Origin of the sequence: Phycicoccus sp. Soil803, assembly GCF_001429685.1 — a bacterium.
Classification (GTDB): domain Bacteria; phylum Actinomycetota; class Actinomycetes; order Actinomycetales; family Dermatophilaceae; genus Pedococcus.
The window spans coordinates 3,850,911-3,867,718 of sequence record NZ_LMST01000001.1 but is presented as its reverse complement, the minus strand read 5'-3'; the positions used below and the strand labels follow the sequence as shown (position 1 = coordinate 3,867,718).

Genomic DNA, 16,808 nt, shown 5'->3' with positions numbered 1-16,808 from the left:
CGGTGAACACGGCGTACGGCATCGGTAGGGTCGGGCGGGTGACCCTCCACTGGGATCGTGCGACCGCCTCCGTGCAGCCCCCGCTCGCCGTCGTCGACCTCGACGCCTTCGACGCGAACGCCGCCGATCTCGTGCGGAGGGCGTCCGGCAAACCGATCAGGGTGGCCTCCAAGTCGGTGCGGTGCCGCACGCTCCTGGCGCGGGCCCTGTCCCGGCCGGGTTTCGCGGGCGTGATGGCGTATGCCGTGCCGGAGGCCCGCTGGCTCGTCGCCTCCGGTTTCGAGGACGTCTACGTGGCCTACCCCAGCGTCGACCGGGCCGCGCTCGCCGCCCTCGCCGCGGACGCGCACCAGGCGGCGCAGGTGACCCTGACCGTCGACTCGCTCGAGCACGTGCACTTCCTTGCCGCGCTGGACCGGCCGCACGGCCTGCGGGTCGCCCTCGACGTCGACGCCTCGCTGCGGCTGGGCCGGCTGCACCTGGGGGTCCGGCGCTCACCCCTGCGCGAGCCCGCTGACGCGGCCGCCCTCGCACGCGCCGCCTCGGCGGCGGGTCTGTCGGTGGTCGGCCTGATGTTCTACGACGCCCAGATCGCCGGCCTGCCCGACTCCTCGCCGGCCGTGCGGATGATGAAGAAGCGCTCCGCCGACTCCCTCGGTCGGCGCCGGGGCGAGGTGGTCGCGGCCGTGCGTGCGGTCGCCGACCTGGAGTTCGTCAACGGCGGGGGGACCGGCTCGCTGCACGTGACCGGTCCGGACCCGGCCGTGACCGAGCTCGCGGCCGGGTCCGGTCTCTACGGGCCGACGCTCTTCGACGGCTACGACGACTTCACGCCGCAACCGGCGGCAGCCTTCGCGCTGCCGGTCGTGCGGCACCCCGGACCGGGCTTCGTCACGGCCTTCGGCGGTGGCTACGTCGCGTCGGGACCGCCCGGCTGGTCGCGGGTGCCCGCGCCGTTCGGCCGAGCCGAGGTGAAGCTGGTCAAGTCCGAGGGCGTGGGCGAGGTGCAGACCCCGTTGCAGGGCAACGGGGTCCGTGACCTGGGCCTGGGCGACAACGTGTGGTTCCGCTACGCCAAGGCGGGGGAGATGTGCGAGCGGTTCGACGTGCTTCACCTGGTGAGCGGGGACCACCTGGTCGAGACGGTGCCGACCTACCGGGGTGAGGGGAAGAACTTCGGATGACCGCGTGGACCAACTGGGCCGGCAACCAGACCAGCCATCCCGTGGAGGTGGCCAGGGCGCGCCGCCCCGACGAGGTCTCAGCGGCCATCCTGCGGGCGGGGGCCCGCGGCATCCCGGTCAAGGCGGTCGGGGCGGGGCACTCGTTCACGTCGATCGCGGCGACGGATGGGCTCCACCTGCGCCTCGACGAGCTGACCGGCATCACCCACGTCGACCGCGAACGCAGCCGGGTCCGGGTCCTGGCGGGCACCCCGCTGCACGTGCTGAACCCTGCCCTCCACGCCCTCGGCCTCGCCCTGCCCAACCTCGGCGACATCGACCGGCAGTCCCTGGCGGGGGCGATCTCGACCGGCACGCACGGCACCGGCATCCGGTTGCAGGGCATCGCTGCCGCGGTCTCTGGGCTGGTGCTCGCGCTCGCCGACGGCACCCTGTTGGAGTGCTCTGCCGACGTCGAGCCACGCGTCTTCCAGGCCGCCCGGGTGGGGCTCGGCGCACTCGGCGTCATCACCGAGGTCGAGCTGCAGTGCGTGCCGGCCTTCCGGTTGCACGCCAAGGAGTTCAGCGCTGACCTGCACGAGGTGCTCGAGCGGGTCCAGGACGACGTCGAGGCGCACGACCACGTCGACATGCACTGGTTCCCACTCACCGACCGCGTCCTGGTGAAGCACAACGACCGCGTCGGCGACGACGACGGCGGGGCGCCCCTGCCGCGCTGGCGTGCGCTGCTCGACGACGAGCTGCTGTCGAACCGCCTCTTCGAGGTGACCAACCGGGCGGCGGCTGCCGCTCCCGCGATCGTGCCGCGGCTCAACACCATCAGCGCGCGGCTCCTGGGGGCCCGCGAGTACACCGACGACTCGTGGCGCGTCTTCGTCGCCGAGCGCAAGGTGCGCTTCCGCGAGAGCGAGTATGCCGTGCCCCGGACCGCCGTGGCCGACGTCGTGTTGGAGGTGCGGAGCTGGCTCGAGCGGCACCGCGCACCGCTGACCTTCCCCCTCGAGCTGCGGTTCACGGGCGCTGATGACATCTGGCTGTCCACGGCCTACGAGCGGGACAACGCCTACGTCGCGATCCACCAGTACCACCGGATGGACGACTACGGCGCGTTCGCGGCGTTCGAGTCGATCATGGCCGAGCACGCCGGGCGGCCGCACTGGGGCAAGCTGCACACCCTGGGTGCCGAGGAGCTGCACGAGCTCTACCCGCGGTTCAACGACTTCCTCGAGGTGCGCCACCAGCTCGACCCGGGACGCCGGTTCGCCAACGCCTACCTCGACCACGTCCTGGGGTCCTGACCGGTGTCGTCGGCCGTCGCTAGCCTCGCGGCATGAGCGCTCCCACCCAGCCCACCCCCTACCTGGCCGACGAGAAGACGACCCTGCTCGCAGCCCTGCAGAGCCACCGCGACGTCATGGTCTGGAAGCTGGACGGGCTCTCCGACGAGGAGGTCCGTCGTCCGATGGTGCCCAGCGGCACCAACTTGATCGGGCTGGTCAAGCACCTCGCGAACGCCGAGTACGGCTGGTTCTGCGAGACGTTCGGTCGGCCCACCGAGCCGCTGACGGACATCTCGCAGGACCCCGAGGCCGACATGCGCGCGGCCGACGGCGAGACGACCGACGACATCGTGGCGTTCTACCGCCGGGCCTGGGCAGCCGCGGACGCGGCGATCCTCGAGCTGCCGCTGGACGCGACCGGCACGGCATATACGGGGCGCACGGTCAGCCTGCGCTGGGTGCTGGTGCACATGATCGAGGACACCGTCCGGCACGCCGGCCACGCCGACATCCTGCGTGAGCTCATCGACGGCGGCACCGGCCACCACGTGCCCGACCCCGGCTGAGCCGGATCACGAACGCATGGCGACGCCCTCGCGCCAGTAGCCCATGAAGGCGACCCGCGAGCGTTCGACACCGAGCTCGGTGACCAGGGCGCGACGCAGCGCCTTGACCAACCACGACTCCCCGGCGATCCAGGCGTAGGTGTCAGCGAGGTCGGGTGCGGCGGGTGCGGCGGGCGCGGTGGGCGCGGAGGTCGTCGTGAGGTCCTCGCCCGCGGAGGAGTAGCGCGGGGTCTCCCAGACCTCGACATCCAGGTCGGACGGCACCTCGGGCAGCGGGGTGTCGAGGTCGGTCTGCGGGAGACCGAGGTGACCGCGCACCGCGGCGACCAGCCGACGACCCTGCGGAGCTGAGCCGCGGACCAGCCAGCTCACGTCGATGAGGTGGTGGCGGGGCAGGTCGACGATGTCGTCACTCGTGGGCACCTCGACGAACACGTGGCCGGTGAAGCCGGGGTCGACGTCGGCCAGGATGCGCGCCACGGCCGGCAGCGCGGTCTCGTCACCGATCACGAGCAGGTCGCGCAGCTCGCCGGGCTCGAACTCGGTACCGCCGTAGATCGGCGACAGCCGGTGCGGCCCGACGACGTGCACGACGTCCCCGGGCCGTGCGGCGAGGGCCCAGCGGCAGGCCGGACCGAGGTCGTCGACGGCCTTGCCAACCGGCTCGTGCACGACGAAGTCGGCGACCAGCTGCACGGTGTCGCCCGAGGTGCGGATCTCGCGAATCGTGTAGGTGCGCATGGGCGAGCGCTCCTCGGCGGGCATGCCGAGCCAGGCCGCCTGCCACTCCTCGGGCACGGCGCTGTGCCGGGGGAGGAGGCCGGTGGGACCGGGGAAGACCACCTTGAACCGGGTGTCGAACCCGTCGGCCGTGCTGAGGTCGCGCAGGGCTGCACCACCGAAGGTGACCCGCACGAAGGCCGGGCTCAGCCGTTCGACGGCCTCGACCCGCACCTCCGCGACCAGGGCGGAGGGGGCAGTGGTGGTCTGGGTCTGCGTGGTCATGGCGTGGCTCCGTGGGTGACGAGGGTGCGGTCCGGGGCTGGGGCGGCCGAACGGGACGCGGGCGAGTGCCGTCCCACCGGCACGACCATCGGGGTGTGCGAGACCGGGTCGTCGATGACCCGGCAGTCCATGCCGAAGACCTCGCGCACCCCGTCGCGGGTGATCACGTCGGCCGGGGCGCCGACCGCGCTGACGACCCCGTCGCGCATGGCGACCAGGTGGTCGGCGTAGCGCGCGGCGAGGTTGAGCTCGTGCAGCACCATCACGATCGTCGTCCCGCGACTCGCGTTGAGGTCGCGCAGCAGGTCGAGCACCTCGACCTGGTGGGCCACGTCGAGGTAGGTCGTCGGTTCGTCGAGCAGCAGCAGGTCGGTCTCCTGGGCGAGCGCCATCGCGATCCAGACCCGCTGTCGCTGACCACCCGAGAGCTCGTCCACCACCCGGTCGGCGAGGTCGAGGGTGTCGGTGACCTCGAGCGCGTGGGCCACAGCGGCCTCGTCCTCGGCCGACCAGCGCTGGAATCGTCCCTGGTGCGGGGTGCGCCCGCGCCCCACGAGGTCCACGACCGTCACGCCCTCGGGAGCGATCGGGTTCTGGGGCAGCAGCCCGAGCGTGCGCGCCACGTCCTTGGTGGGTATGCCGTGGATCGACTTCCCGTCGAGCAGCACCTCCCCGCCGCGCGGCTTGAGGAGGCGGGCCATCCCGCGCAGCAGGGTCGACTTGCCGCAGGCGTTGGCCCCGACGATGACGGTGACCTGTCCGTGCGGGACCTCGGCAGTCACCCCGTCGACGACGACCCGGTCGTCGTAGCCGAGGGTGAGGTCGCGGGCGACGAGGCGCGGGGTGCCTGCGGTGGCGGACGTCATCAGGTGCTCCTTGTCGTGCGGCCGGTGGCGAGCAGCCACAGCAGGAAGGGTGCCCCGCAGGCGCCGGTGACGACGCCGACGGGCAGGTTGAGGTCGGCGATGAGGTAGGCGCCGACGTAGTCCGCGCCGGTGACCAGGGCGGCGCCGGTGAGCATCGCGCCGACCAGGGTGGTGCGACCGGCGTTGAGGGCCTTGGCGATCGGTCCGGCGAGGAACCCCGCGAACGACACCGGCCCCGCCGCCGCGACGGCGACGCTCACCAGCAGGACGGCGAGCAGCATCAGCCCATCGCTGCGACGGGGTGACGACCCGAGCGCGGTGGCGGTGTCCTGACCCAGCTCGGTCAGCCGCAGCGTCCCGGCGAGCCACGCGACGAGCGGGAGGAGCAGGGCCAGGGCGAGGGCGAGCTGGGCGATGAGCGCCCAGCTGGCCCGCGCCAGGCTTCCGGTCAGCCAGACGAGGGCCGCCTGCGCGTCGTAGATGGTGGCGCGGGTGAAGAGGTACTGCACGACGGCGGACAGGAAGGCCGCCGACCCCACGCCGACCAGCACGATCCGGTAGCCACCGTGCGCCCCGGCGACCAGCCGCACGACGAGGGAGACCCCGAGCGCGCCGCCGATCGCGAACGCCGACACCGCCGGACCCTGCAGCCCGAGCGTGACGATGGCGAAGACCGCCGCGGCGCTGGCGCCCATGCTCACGCCGATGATGTCGGGCGAGGCCAGCGCGTTGCGCAAGGTGGTCTGGAAGATCGCGCCACCGAGCCCGAAGGCCGCCCCGACCAACACGCCGAGGACGGCGCGGGGGAGCTTGGTCTCCATGACGACGAAGGTGGCGCCGGGGAGCTGCTGGCCCGCCAGGATGCGCAGGAAGTCGGGGAACGTGACGGTGAAGTCGCCCAGCAGCACCCGCACGAGGAACGTGCCGAGGACGAGGACGACGAGGCCGGTGACCACCAGCTGGTGCCGGCGGGCGGTGCCTCGGCGAGCGTGGCGCACGACCTCGCGCGGAGCCAGGGCGACCCGCCCGCCGACCCGATAGAGCGTCCCGGCGCTCACAGCGCCCCCATCCCTCCGCGCCTGATCAGTGCGAGGAACACCGGGACCCCGACGACCGCGGTCATGATGCCGACCTGCACCTCGGTCGGGGGAAGCACGACCCGGCCGAGGATGTCGGCGAACAGGACGAGGACGGCACCCAGGCCGAGGCTGACCGGGAGGATCCGCGAGTAGTCGGAGCCCACGACGATCCGGGCCAGGTGCGGCGCGACGAGGCCGACGAAGACCAGCGGTCCGGCCAGGGCCGTGGCGCCGCCGCAGAGCGCGACGACGGCGATGCCGACGACCACCCGGTCGAGCCCGGCGCGTCGCCCGAGCCCGCGGGCGACGTCGTCGCCGAGCGTCAGCACGTTGAGCAGCCGGGCGCCGGTCAGGGCGAGGACTGCCCCGACCACGAGCACCGGCAGCACCGGCCAGACGACATCCATGCTGCGCCCGCCCACGGTCCCGACCTGCCAGAACCGGAAGACGTCGAGGGTCTGGCGGTCGGTCAGCAACAGGCCCGGCGTCCAGCTCGACAGGCCGGCGGCGAGGGCCGCACCGGCCACCGCGAGCTTGACCGGCGTTGCTCCGTCGCGACCGAGGCCGGCGATGGCGTGCACGAGGACGGCGGCCAGCGCGGCGCCGGCCAGCGCGAACCAGACGTAACCGCTCAGCTGGGTGACGCCGAAGACGCTGATCGCCAGCACCATCGCCAGCGCGGCGCCGGCGTTGATGCCGAGGATGCCGGGATCGGCGAGGGGGTTGCGGGTCAGCCCCTGCATGGTCGCCCCGGCGAGGCCGAGGGCGCCGCCGGCGAGCAGCGCGACGACGGTCCGCGGGATGCGGGCGGCCACGATGGCCTGCAGCGGGTTCGTCGGGTCGTGGGCCGTCACGGCGGCCCAGACCTCGCCCACCGGGACCGCCCGCGACCCCACCAGCAGGGACAGGGCAGCGCCGACGACGACGATGGCGAGGAGCGCGACGGCGACCGTGCGGACCAGGTTGCCGTGCGTCATTGGTTGGGATGTGATGGCGCCGCGCGGTCCAGGGCTGCCGCCACGGTCGGGACGAACTTCTCCATCGCCCACGGGATCGACAGCGGGGACGGTGCGGACATGCCGAGCGAGTCGGTCTTGTTGGTCGCGGCGACGTAGCCGCCGGTCTTGAGGGCCGGCACCTGGCCGAGCAGGGGGTCCTTGCGGAACTTCGCCATGTCCGCATCGCTCTCGGTGTACGTGATGAACACGTCGGACTCGAGGGTCGAGGCCTGCTCGGCGGAGATCGTCTGGTAGAACTCGGTGCTGCCCTTGGTCAGGCTCTCGACGACGGGCGCGTTCTTCATGCCGAGGTCGACGAGCAGCCGCGGCCGGTTGTCGAGCGGTGTGTAGTAGTCGATCTTGGAGCTGTCGGTCGGCGACATGGCTCCGAAGATGAACGTCTTGTCCCTGGTCTGCGGGTACTTCGTCGCCGCGGCCTTGATCGAGTCCTCGGTGGCCTTGAGCACGGCGGGCGCCTGCTTCTCCCGGCCGAGCGCCTTGCTCACCATCTCGAGCGAGGTCTGCCACGGCGTGCCCCACGCGGCCCCCGGGTAGGCCACGACGGGGGCGATCTTGGAGAGCTTGGCGTACTCCTCCTTGGTCACGCCCGAGTTGGTCGCGAGGATCAGGTCCGGCGCGAGCTTGGCGATCTCCTCGAGCGGCGCGCCGTCGGCGTCGTCGTAGCGGGTCGGCTCGGCCGCGCCCAGGGAGGCGAGCTTCGCGTCATACCAAGGGGTCGAGAGCTTGGCGTTGCCACCCCAGGTGACCTTGACGGCGCCCACGGGGGCGACGCCGAGGGCCAGCGCGAAGTCCTGGTCGGACCAGCCGAGTGTGGCCACCCGGGTGGGGGGCTTGCTGACCACGGTGTCGCCGTAGGCGTGCGTGATGGTGACCGGAAAGGCCGAGGTGTCTGTGCCGCTCGAGGCGCCGGCGTCGGACGCGCCGCTGGCCGGGCCGCTGGTGCCGGTGGAGCAGGCGGACAGGGCGAGGGCGAGGACGGCAGCCGCGGCGGCGGCGAGAGGGGTGCGGTTCATGGTGGCTCTCTTGGGTCAGGGGATCCGAACTAAGGGAAGCCTAACCTTACTTACCGTGGCCGCCGCAAGGGGGCGTATGTCCTCGTCTCAGGGCAGCACGGGCTCGGGTTCCGGTCGGCCGCGACGCGGCAGGTTCCGGATCGAGTCGACGCTCAGCACCACCAGCGCGACCCACACGATGCCGAAGCCGACCCACCGGCTGCGCGTCATGTGCTCGTCGAGCAGGAGCACTCCACACAGGAGCTGGAGCACCGGGGTGATGAACTGCAAGAGGCCGACGGTGACCAGCGGCACCCGTCGAGCCGCGGCCGCGAAGAGCAGCAGCGGGGTGGCGGTCGCCACCCCGGCGGCCACGAGCAGCATCGTGTGCCACCCGCCCTCGGTCGTGAAGGTGGTGTCGCCCCGGCTGGTCAGCACCACGAGCATGACGACCGCGATGGGCGCCAGCACGGCGGTCTCGGCGGACAGCGAGTGCATCGCCTCGAGCGAGGCACCGACCTTCTTCTTCACCAGGCCGTAGAGCCCGAAGGACATCGCCAGGCTCAGGGCCACGACAGGGACGGACCCGGCGGCGAGGCTGAGGTAGATCCCGGCGAAGGCGCCGATGCCCACCGCGACCCACTGGAGGGGACGCAGCCGCTCACGCAGCACGACGACCCCGAGGGCGACCGTGACGATGGGGTTGAGGAAGTAGCCGAGCGCCGCCTCGGTGGTGCGACCCCCGAGCACCGCCGCGACGTAGATCACCCAATTGGCGGCGATCAGCAGCGCAGCCGCCGTGACGCCGAGGCCGAGCCTCGGGCGCTGCCAGAGCTGGCGGGCCCAGGCGAGGTCGCGGCGCACGACCAGCACCAGGGCGCACAGCAGCAGGGTCCACAGGATCCGGTGCGCCAGGATCTCCCAGGCGCCGGCCGGCTTCAGCGCCGCGAAGTAGAGCGGGAAGGCCCCCCAGATCGCATAGGCGATGAACCCGTATGCCGCGCCGCGCCGTGCGTCGTCCGCCGGCACCTCAGGTGGTGGTGTCGTGGGTCACGCCACGGTCCAGGTGTCGCGACCGTGGATCAGCGCGTCGAGGTCGGCGTCGGTGGGGCGACCGCCGGCGGTGTCGATGGCGGCGTCCACCTGGGCCCGCACCATGTCGTCATAGGTCGGCCGGGAGACGCTGCGGAAGATGCCCATCGGCACGTGCGTCATCTGCGGCGAGTCCAGCCGCGACAGCGCGAAGGCCTGGGTCGGGTCGGCCGCACCGGCGTCGTGCACGACCACGTCGCGTCCCTCCGACTCGACCTGCGGCACGAACTCCATGACGCCTCCTGCGCCGCGCACCAGCACCTGTCGGTCGCCCTCGGGCCCGACGGCCACCGGCTCGCCGTCGGCGAGGTGGACGATCCTCGCCTCCTGCTGGGTGCGGTCCTTGATGAGGTCGAAGGCGCCGTCGTTGAAGATCGGGCAGTTCTGGTAGATCTCGACCAGCGACGTGCCGCGGTGCTCGGCGGCGGCGCGGAGGATCTCGGTGAGGTGCTTGCGGTCGGTGTCGGTCGTCCGGGCCACGAAGGTGGCCTCGGCCCCCAGCGCCAGGGACACCGGGTTGAACGGGTGGTCGACCGAGCCCATCGGGGTCGACTTGGTGACCTTGCCGACCTCCGACGTGGGCGAGTACTGGCCCTTGGTCAGCCCGTAGATCTGGTTGTTGAACAACAGGATCGTGAGGTTGACGTTGCGGCGCAGGGCGTGGATCAGGTGGTTGCCGCCGATCGACAGCGCGTCGCCGTCACCGGTCACGACCCAGACCGACAGGTCGGGGCGGCTGGTGGCCAACCCGGTGGCGATCGCCGGCGCGCGCCCGTGGATCGAGTGCATGCCGTAGGTGTCGAGGTAGTAGGGGAACCGCGACGAGCAGCCGATCCCGGAGACGAACACGGTGTTCTCGCGCTTGAGGCCGAGCTCGGGCAGGAAGCCCTGCACGGCGGCGAGGATGGCGTAGTCGCCGCAGCCGGGGCACCAGCGCACCTCCTGGTCGGAGGTGAACTCCTTCTTGGTCTGGCGCGGGTCGTCCTCGGCGAGGTGCGGGACGCCGGCGGTGCCGCTGCGGACGCCGATGGACGGCATGCCTAGTTCGGTGGTCATGCGTGTCCTCCCTTGGCGGCCACGGTGTCGGTGGCCTTGGTGTCCGGAGCCAGGGTGTCGGCGCCGGAGGCGAGCGACACGATGGCGTCGGCGAGCTCGACCGTGGTGAAGGGCAGCCCGCGCACCTGGGTGAAGGAGTGCACGTCGACGAGGAACTTGGCGCGCAGCAGCATCGCGAGCTGGCCCATGTTCATCTCGGGGACGAGCACCTTGTCGTAGCGCCGCAGGACCTCGCCGGTGTTGGCGGGGAACGGGTTGAGGTGGCGCAGGTGAGCCCGGGCCACCTGCGCGCCGGTGTTGCGGACGCTGCGCGCGGCGGCGGCGATCGGTCCGTAGGTCGACCCCCAGCCGAGCACCAGCACGGTGGCCTCGCCGCTCGGGTCGTCGACCTCGAGGTCACCGATGGTGTCGGCGATCCGCTCGACCTTGGCCGCCCGGAGGCGGGTCATCAGGTCGTGGTTGTCGGGGTCGTAGGAGATGTTGCCGGTGACGTTGGCCTTCTCGATGCCACCGATGCGGTGCTCCAGCCCGGGCGTCCCCGGGATGGCCCACGGTCGGGCCAGGGTGGCTTCGTCGCGCAGGTACGGGTGGAAGACCGGCTCGCCCTTGTCGTCGGTGTCGTTCGGCTCGGTCGCGAACTCGACGGTGAGGTCGGGTAGCTCCGACACGGACGGGATCGACCACGGCTCCGAGCCGTTGGCGAGGTAGCCGTCGGAGAGCAGGAACACGGGAGTGCGGTAGGTGGTGGCGATGCGCACCGCCTCCAGCGCGGCGTCGAAGCAGTCGGCCGGCGACTGCGGGGCCACGATCGGCACCGGCGACTCGCCGTTGCGCCCGAACATCGCCTGCAGCAGGTCGGACTGCTCCGTCTTGGTCGGCAGGCCCGTCGAGGGGCCGCCGCGCTGCACGTCGACGATGACCAGCGGGAGCTCGAGCGAGACCCCGAGGCCGATCGTCTCGGACTTGAGCGCGACTCCGGGGCCGGAGGTCGTGGTCACCCCGATGGCGCCGCCGAACGACGCCCCCAGAGCCGCGCCGATGCCGGCGATCTCGTCCTCGGCCTGCAGGGTCGTCACCCCGTAGCGCTTGAGGCCCGAGAGGGTGTGGAGGATGTCGGAGGCGGGGGTGATCGGGTAGGAGCCGAGCACCAGGGGGATGCCCGCCCGGTGCGACGCCGTGACCAGGCCGAGGGCGAGCGCGGCGTTGCCGGTGATGTTGCGGTAGGTGCCGGGGGCCATCTTCGCGGGCGCGATCTCGTAGGAGACCGCGAAGTCCTCGGTCGTCTCGCCGTAGTTGAGGCCGGCCTTCAGCGCGGTGAGGTTCGCGGCGAGGATGTCGGGCTTGGAGCCGAACTTCTTCTCCAGGAACGACTCGGTGCCAGTGGTCGGGCGGTGGTACATCCACGACAGCAGCCCGAGCGCGAACATGTTCTTGGCGCGCTCCTTGTCCTTGCGGGACAAGGTGTCGAAGGCGGCCAGGGCCTCGACGGTGATCGAGGTGAGCGCCACCGGGTGGACGTGCCAGGACTCGAGGCTGCCGTCGTCCAGGGGGTTGGCGTCGTAGCCCACCTTGGCGAGGTTGCGCTTCGAGAACTCGTCGGTGTTGGCGATGATCGTGGCGCCGCGCGGCAGGTCACGCAGGTTCGCCTTGAGGGCCGCGGGGTTCATCGCGACCAGCACGTCCGGCGCGTCACCGGGCGTCAGAACATCGTGGTCCGCGAAGTGCAGCTGGAAGCTCGAGACACCGGGCAGGGTGCCCTGGGGCGCCCGGATCTCGGCCGGGAAGTTGGGCAGCGTCGACAGGTCGTTGCCGAGGGCTGCGGTCTCCGACGTGAACCGGTCTCCGGTCAGCTGCATGCCGTCGCCCGAGTCGCCGGCGAACCGGATCACGACCCGATCGAGGCGTTGGACGCTCTTGCCGCTCGACTGTGTCTGCGTCACTGCGTGTTCCGCCACCTGTTCATCTGCTGTTTGTTGCGCGCCGCGCGCTTCCTGCGGGCGTTCTTCCATGGTAGGACGGCCGCCGCCGGGGCATGCGGGCAACCCGCATTTCGGACAGTCGGGCATGTCGTTATTGGGCGCGGCAGATCGAGCTCCGACAGGTCGAGCGGGCGGCGGGCGGCTGTCGGGCGGGGCAGCGCGGCCGGGTCAGGCCGTGACGGTGATCTCGTGGATCTCGTCGTAGGGGTGGCCGGCGCGCTCATGGATGCGCTGGATGGCGTCCTTGTCCGGTCCCTCGGACAGGCAGAAGACGTGTCCACTCACGGGGTCGGCCCAAGCCTGCTTGAAGTCCACCGACTCCTCGTCCTGGATGGCGAGGTCGGCCCGGTGCGCCTCGAGCAGCGCCTCGGCGGTGACTCCCGGCATGTTGGTGTGGACATCCATGAACTGGCCCATGGTGGTCTCCCTTTCTCAGATGGTTGTCCTGCCAAACTACGCCTGGGCGGCCCCGCCGACACTCCGTCAAATTGGTGGTTGCCCCGGCTGACCCGGGAGCTCGGCGCGCCAGGCGGCCCAGACCGTGGGCAGGCCGGAGGTGTGGGCCTCGTCGAGCAGCTCGCGGGCGACGGTGCCCGGTTCGTGCAGCTGGTATGCCGCGCGGCCGGCCACGGCGTCCGGCCGCCAGCCGAGCGCGGTGAGGGTGTCGACGACCCGCGCCGTCCCGAGGGCGCCAGGTCCCAGCCCCGCCCGCACCTCGAGGTGCTCCACGAGGGCTGGCCGACCGGCATACCTCAGGGCGGTGTGGCAGTCGAGGCGACCGCCGTCCTGGCCGCTACGGCCCAGGGCGACCCGGTCGCGAACAAGCAGGCGGCCACCCTCGTCGACGTCGGCGCGCAGGTGTCGCGTGGCGGCGGAGCCGTCGGCGACGACGAGGGGCTCGCCGGCCCAGGCGAGGGTGGCCCCCTCGTGCACCCGCAACGAGGCGTCGACCACGCAGCCGAGTCCGCGACCGTGGTAGGCCACGGTGCCCGCCACGTCGCGCAGGTCGAGGCGCATCCCGGGACCCACCACGACCGCCAGCCGGAGGGTGTCCCCGCCGAGGAGGGTGGCGGTCGTGGCGAGGAGGGCGACCTCGGCGCCTGATGCGTCGTGCCGGACCACCCGCGGGGTGACCAGGCCGGCGGCCAGCACGAGTCGGCTGCTTCCGCCCCCGGGCCAGAGCTCGACCCGGGCGGTGCGGACCTCAGTGTGCGTGGACACCGTCACCGCCGACGTGGCTGTGCGTGCCGCCATCGGCATGGCTGTGCGGGGCCATCGGGCCCGGGTCGACCGGCACGTGGTGGCCGCTGCGGTGGGCACCGAGCATCGCCAGCACCCACGCGCGCAGCTGGGCGACCGACGCTGGGTCGGTGCGCGACAGGCCGATGACGGGTCGTCCGTCGCGGGCCTCCCGACCCTGCACCTGCATGAGGTCCGCATCGACGCCCACGTGCGGCGCCAGGTCGGTCTTGTTGACGACCAGGAGGTCGGCGCGCGAGATGCCGGGACCGCCCTTGCGCACCACGTCACCGCCACCGGCCACGTCGAGGACGAAGACCTGGGCGTCGACCAACGCGGGGGAGAAGGTCGCGGTGAGGTTGTCGCCGCCCGACTCGACCAACACCAGGTCGAGCGGTGCGAAGTCGGCCTCCAGGTCCTCCACAGCGAGGAGGTTGGCGGTCACGTCATCGCGGATCGCGGTGTGCGGGCACGCGCCGGTCTCCACGGCACGGATCCGCTCGGGGTCGAGGACGCCGGCGGCGCGCAGCATCCGGGCGTCCTCGTCGGTGTAGATGTCGTTGGTGACGACCCCGAGCCGCAGCTCGTCGCCGAGCTCGCGACAGACCATGGCGATGAGCGAGGACTTGCCGGTGCCGACCGGCCCGGCGACGCCGAGCCGGAAGGCGCGCGTGGTGTCGGGCGTGGTGCTGTCGGGCGTGGTGGTGTCAGGCACTGAACAACCTCCGTGGGTGGGTGGGGTGGGCGTGCTGCCACTGCTCCAGCAGCGGTGCGGACGGCGCCGGGATGCCGTCCGGCTCGGTCAGGTGCGCGACCGCCGCCACGACCTCCTCGATCCCCGGACCTGCGTGCAGCAGCCACTCGGTGGTCTCGACCGGATCGAGGGGGCACAGCTTGAGGGCGGCAGCGCAGAGGGACTGGACGTCGTCGTAGGCGACGAGGCGGGCGGTGCGGGCGCCGTCGAGACCGGCCGCGGCGGCCATCGCGCCGACCGCCACAGGCCGGGCCGGAGCCGGCATCGGCGCGAGGGCGGAGGCGGCCGCGCTGCCGGGCCACAGCCGTTGCGCCAAACGCCGCTGCCCGCGCCCCACCGCGATGGACGCGGCCCGCACCACCTCGCTGGGGGTGCGGGCGGCCCAGGCCAGCTGGAGGTCGTCGAGGGGGAGGCCGGCGAGGGTGCGGTGCCGGGCGACGACCGCCGTCGCCGCGTCGACCAGCACGACCGTCCGCAGCCGGGTGGCCACGAGGGAAGGCACGTCGCGCGGCTCGAGGCCACCGAGGAGGGCCGGCTCGAGCCCGGAGGACTGGGTGTGGCCGCCGACGGGCAGCCGGCCGTCGGCCAGCAGCATGGCGGCGAACTCGGGGTGGGGGAGCACGGGACCTCGTCAGAACAGCGAATAGCGTTGCGCGAGTGGGAGTTCCATGGCCGGGGACGGCTCGACGCGCTCGCCGTCGATGCTGATCGCGAACGACTCGGGGTCGACCTCGATGGTCGGCAGGGCATCGTTGTTCACCATGTCGGCCTTGCTCACGTCCCGGGTCGGACGGACGCCGACGAGCGTGCGCCGCAGCCCGAGCCGCTCGGCGAGGCCGTCGTCGAGGGCGGCCGGCGCCACGAAGGTCAGCGCGTGGTCGGCCCCCGCCCCGCCGTCGCCGACCAGCGCCGGGCGCATGAGCACCGGCTGCGGCGTGGGGATCGACGCGTTCGGGTCGCCGAGCGCGGCATACACGATCGCGCCCGCCTTGATCACGACGTCGGGGCGCCACCCGAAGAACTTGGGATGCCACAGCACGAGGTCGGCGAGCTTGCCCGCCTCGATCGAGCCGACCTCATGGTCGATGCCGTGCGCGATGGCGGGGTTGATCGTGTACTTGGCGAGGTAGCGCCGAGCCCGCTCGTTGTCCGCCGGGAGACCGCCGCCCAGGGCGCCGAGCCGCGCCTTCATGACGTGGGCGACCTGCCAGGTGCGGGTGATCACCTCCCCGATGCGACCCATCGCCTGCGCGTCGCTGCTCGTCATCGAGAGGGCGCCGAGGTCGTGGAGGATGTCCTCGGCCGCGATGGTGGTGGCCCGGATCCGGCTCTCGGCGAAGGCCAGGTCCTCGGGGACCGCCGGGTTGAGGTGGTGGCAGACCATCAGCATGTCGAGGTGCTCGGCGACCGTGTTGACGGTGTGGGGGAGGGTCGGGTTCGTGGAGCCGGGCAGCACGTTGGGGTGCCCGGCGATGGTGATGATGTCGGGAGCGTGCCCGCCGCCGGCGCCCTCGGTGTGGAAGGCGTGGATGCTGCGCCCGCCGATCGCCCGCAAGGTCGAGTCGACGAATCCCGCCTCGTTGAGGCTGTCGCTGTGCAGCGCCACCTGCAGGCCGAACTCGTCGGCGGCGCGCAGGGCTGCGTCGATCGCGGCCGGGGTGCTGCCCCAGTCCTCGTGCACCTTGTATGCCGCCGCGCCGGCGAGCGCCTGCTCGCGCAGCCCCGCGGCGCTGACGGTGTTGCCCTTGCCCATGAGCAGGAGGTTGACCGGGAGGTGGTCGAGGCCTCGGAGCACCGACTGGAGGTGCCAGGGGCCGGGCGTGACGGTGGTCGCCTTGGACCCTTCCGAGGGGCCGGTGCCGCCGCCGCCCAGGGTGGTCAGCCCGGCCGCCAGGGCCTCGTGCACCTGGCTGGTGGAGAGGAAGTGCACGTGCAGGTCGACCCCGCCGGCGGTGAGGATGCGGCCCTCGCCGGAGATGACGTCGGTGCCAGGGCCGATCTCGAGGTCGGGGTGCACGCCGTCCGCGATGTCGGGGTTGCCGCTGCGGCCGAGGGCTACGATCCGGCCCCCGCGGATGCCGACGTCGGCGCGCACGATGCCCCAGTGGTCGAGCACGATCGCGTTGGTGATGACCGTGTCGAGGGCGCCGTCCGCGCTGCTCCGGGTGCCCTGGGCCATCGACTCGCGGATCGACTTGCCACCGCCGAAGACGGCCTCCTCACCCCCGAAGGTCAGGTCGTCCTCGACCTCGATCCACAGGTCGGTGTCACCGAGCCGGACCTGGTCGCCGGTCGTGGGGCCGTAGATCGCGGCGTAGCGCTCGCGGTCGAGGTCAGCCATCGAGGTCACCCTCGGTCGTCCGGCCGGTCGTGGCCGGCAGCTGGAGGCCCGGGATCCTCCGCCGCCCGCGGAACGCGACGGCGTCCACCTCGCGGCTCACCCCGGGCTCGAACCGCACCGACGTCCCGCTGGGGATGTCGAGCCGGAAGCCGTGCGCGGCGGTGCGGTCGAAGTCGAGGGCGGTGTTGCTGTCGGGCAGGTGCAGGTGGGAGCCGATCTGCACCGGGCGGTCGCCGGTGTTCACGATGACGAGGGTGAGCCGCTCGGCGTCGGTGCGGTCGGCGTTGATCGTGACGGTGCCGGGCCTCACCCGGATCGCCCCGGGGCCGGAGGTGGTGCTGCTCAACGGTTTTCCT

General features: G+C 72.3%; 17 protein-coding genes. 3 read left to right on the top strand and 14 right to left on the bottom strand.

From position 1 onward, the window contains the following. Window positions 1–38 precede the first annotated feature (38 nt). The 3 genes from ASG95_RS17965 to ASG95_RS17955 are packed head-to-tail and all read left to right on the top strand — an operon-like array spanning window position 39 to window position 3,030. Window positions 39–1,184: an alanine racemase gene (locus ASG95_RS17965; protein WP_057378986.1), complete on the top strand. Its 1,146-nt coding sequence runs from the start codon at window positions 39–41 to the stop codon at window positions 1,182–1,184. After that, a complete protein-coding gene (locus ASG95_RS17960) occupies window positions 1,181–2,482 on the top strand; it encodes a D-arabinono-1,4-lactone oxidase (RefSeq protein WP_057378341.1) in 1,302 nt (433 codons plus the stop codon). The genes ASG95_RS17965 and ASG95_RS17960 overlap by 4 nt, the downstream gene beginning before the upstream one ends. A gap of 32 nt (window positions 2,483–2,514) precedes the next feature. Next, window positions 2,515–3,030, top strand: a complete 516-nt coding sequence (locus ASG95_RS17955) for a DinB family protein (RefSeq protein ID WP_057378340.1) — start codon at window positions 2,515–2,517, stop codon at window positions 3,028–3,030. A 6-nt stretch (window positions 3,031–3,036) separates the two neighbouring features. Here ASG95_RS17955 and ASG95_RS17950 read toward each other — a convergent pair whose 3' ends face one another. The 14 genes from ASG95_RS17950 to ureB all read right to left on the bottom strand — a co-directional run bounded on the left by ASG95_RS17950 (window position 3,037) and on the right by ureB (window position 16,798). Next, window positions 3,037–4,035 carry a siderophore-interacting protein gene (locus ASG95_RS17950; protein WP_057378339.1) on the bottom strand — a complete coding sequence of 333 codons (999 nt, stop codon included), beginning with the start codon at window positions 4,033–4,035 and terminating at the stop codon, window positions 3,037–3,039. Next, a complete protein-coding gene (locus tag ASG95_RS17945; RefSeq protein ID WP_057378338.1) occupies window positions 4,032–4,901 on the bottom strand; it encodes an ABC transporter ATP-binding protein in 870 nt (289 codons plus the stop codon). The genes ASG95_RS17950 and ASG95_RS17945 overlap by 4 nt, the downstream gene beginning before the upstream one ends. Continuing rightward, window positions 4,901–5,959, bottom strand: a complete 1,059-nt coding sequence (locus ASG95_RS17940; RefSeq protein ID WP_235544001.1) for an iron chelate uptake ABC transporter family permease subunit — start codon at window positions 5,957–5,959, stop codon at window positions 4,901–4,903. The genes ASG95_RS17945 and ASG95_RS17940 overlap by 1 nt, the downstream gene beginning before the upstream one ends. Then, a complete protein-coding gene (locus tag ASG95_RS17935) occupies window positions 5,956–6,957 on the bottom strand; it encodes an iron ABC transporter permease (protein ID WP_082592833.1) in 1,002 nt (333 codons plus the stop codon). The genes ASG95_RS17940 and ASG95_RS17935 overlap by 4 nt, the downstream gene beginning before the upstream one ends. Continuing rightward, window positions 6,954–8,012 carry an iron-siderophore ABC transporter substrate-binding protein gene (locus tag ASG95_RS17930; protein ID WP_057378336.1) on the bottom strand — a complete coding sequence of 353 codons (1,059 nt, stop codon included), beginning with the start codon at window positions 8,010–8,012 and terminating at the stop codon, window positions 6,954–6,956. Before ASG95_RS17930 ends, ASG95_RS17935 begins: the two co-directional genes overlap by 4 nt. 87 nt (window positions 8,013–8,099) lie before the next feature. Then, a complete protein-coding gene (gene rarD, locus ASG95_RS17925; protein WP_057378335.1) occupies window positions 8,100–9,020 on the bottom strand; it encodes an EamA family transporter RarD in 921 nt (306 codons plus the stop codon). A 21-nt stretch (window positions 9,021–9,041) separates the two neighbouring features. Further along, window positions 9,042–10,139 carry a 2-oxoacid:ferredoxin oxidoreductase subunit beta gene (locus ASG95_RS17920; RefSeq protein ID WP_057378334.1) on the bottom strand — a complete coding sequence of 366 codons (1,098 nt, stop codon included), beginning with the start codon at window positions 10,137–10,139 and terminating at the stop codon, window positions 9,042–9,044. Next, on the bottom strand, window positions 10,136–12,079 hold the full coding sequence (locus ASG95_RS17915) for a 2-oxoacid:acceptor oxidoreductase subunit alpha (protein ID WP_057378333.1): 1,944 nt from the start codon (window positions 12,077–12,079) through the stop codon (window positions 10,136–10,138). The genes ASG95_RS17920 and ASG95_RS17915 overlap by 4 nt, the downstream gene beginning before the upstream one ends. A gap of 207 nt (window positions 12,080–12,286) precedes the next feature. Next, window positions 12,287–12,535 (bottom strand): SCO4226 family nickel-binding protein, encoded by a 249-nt coding sequence (locus tag ASG95_RS17910; RefSeq protein ID WP_056924295.1) that lies wholly within the window; start codon window positions 12,533–12,535, stop codon window positions 12,287–12,289. A gap of 66 nt (window positions 12,536–12,601) precedes the next feature. Next, window positions 12,602–13,339: an urease accessory protein UreD gene (locus ASG95_RS17905; RefSeq protein ID WP_162259419.1), complete on the bottom strand. Its 738-nt coding sequence runs from the start codon at window positions 13,337–13,339 to the stop codon at window positions 12,602–12,604. Next, window positions 13,323–14,072, bottom strand: a complete 750-nt coding sequence (gene ureG, locus ASG95_RS17900) for an urease accessory protein UreG (protein WP_057378331.1) — start codon at window positions 14,070–14,072, stop codon at window positions 13,323–13,325. Before ureG ends, ASG95_RS17905 begins: the two co-directional genes overlap by 17 nt. Further along, window positions 14,065–14,733, bottom strand: coding sequence for an urease accessory protein UreF (locus tag ASG95_RS17895; protein ID WP_235543999.1), 669 nt, complete (start codon window positions 14,731–14,733; stop codon window positions 14,065–14,067). The genes ureG and ASG95_RS17895 overlap by 8 nt, the downstream gene beginning before the upstream one ends. A gap of 9 nt (window positions 14,734–14,742) precedes the next feature. After that, on the bottom strand, window positions 14,743–16,452 hold the full coding sequence (locus ASG95_RS17890; RefSeq protein ID WP_057378983.1) for an urease subunit alpha: 1,710 nt from the start codon (window positions 16,450–16,452) through the stop codon (window positions 14,743–14,745). After that, complete coding sequence (ureB, locus tag ASG95_RS17885; RefSeq protein ID WP_056924292.1) at window positions 16,445–16,798, bottom strand: urease subunit beta; 354 nt, start codon at window positions 16,796–16,798, stop codon at window positions 16,445–16,447. The genes ASG95_RS17890 and ureB overlap by 8 nt, the downstream gene beginning before the upstream one ends. Between the last annotated feature and the right edge of the window lie 10 nt (window positions 16,799–16,808).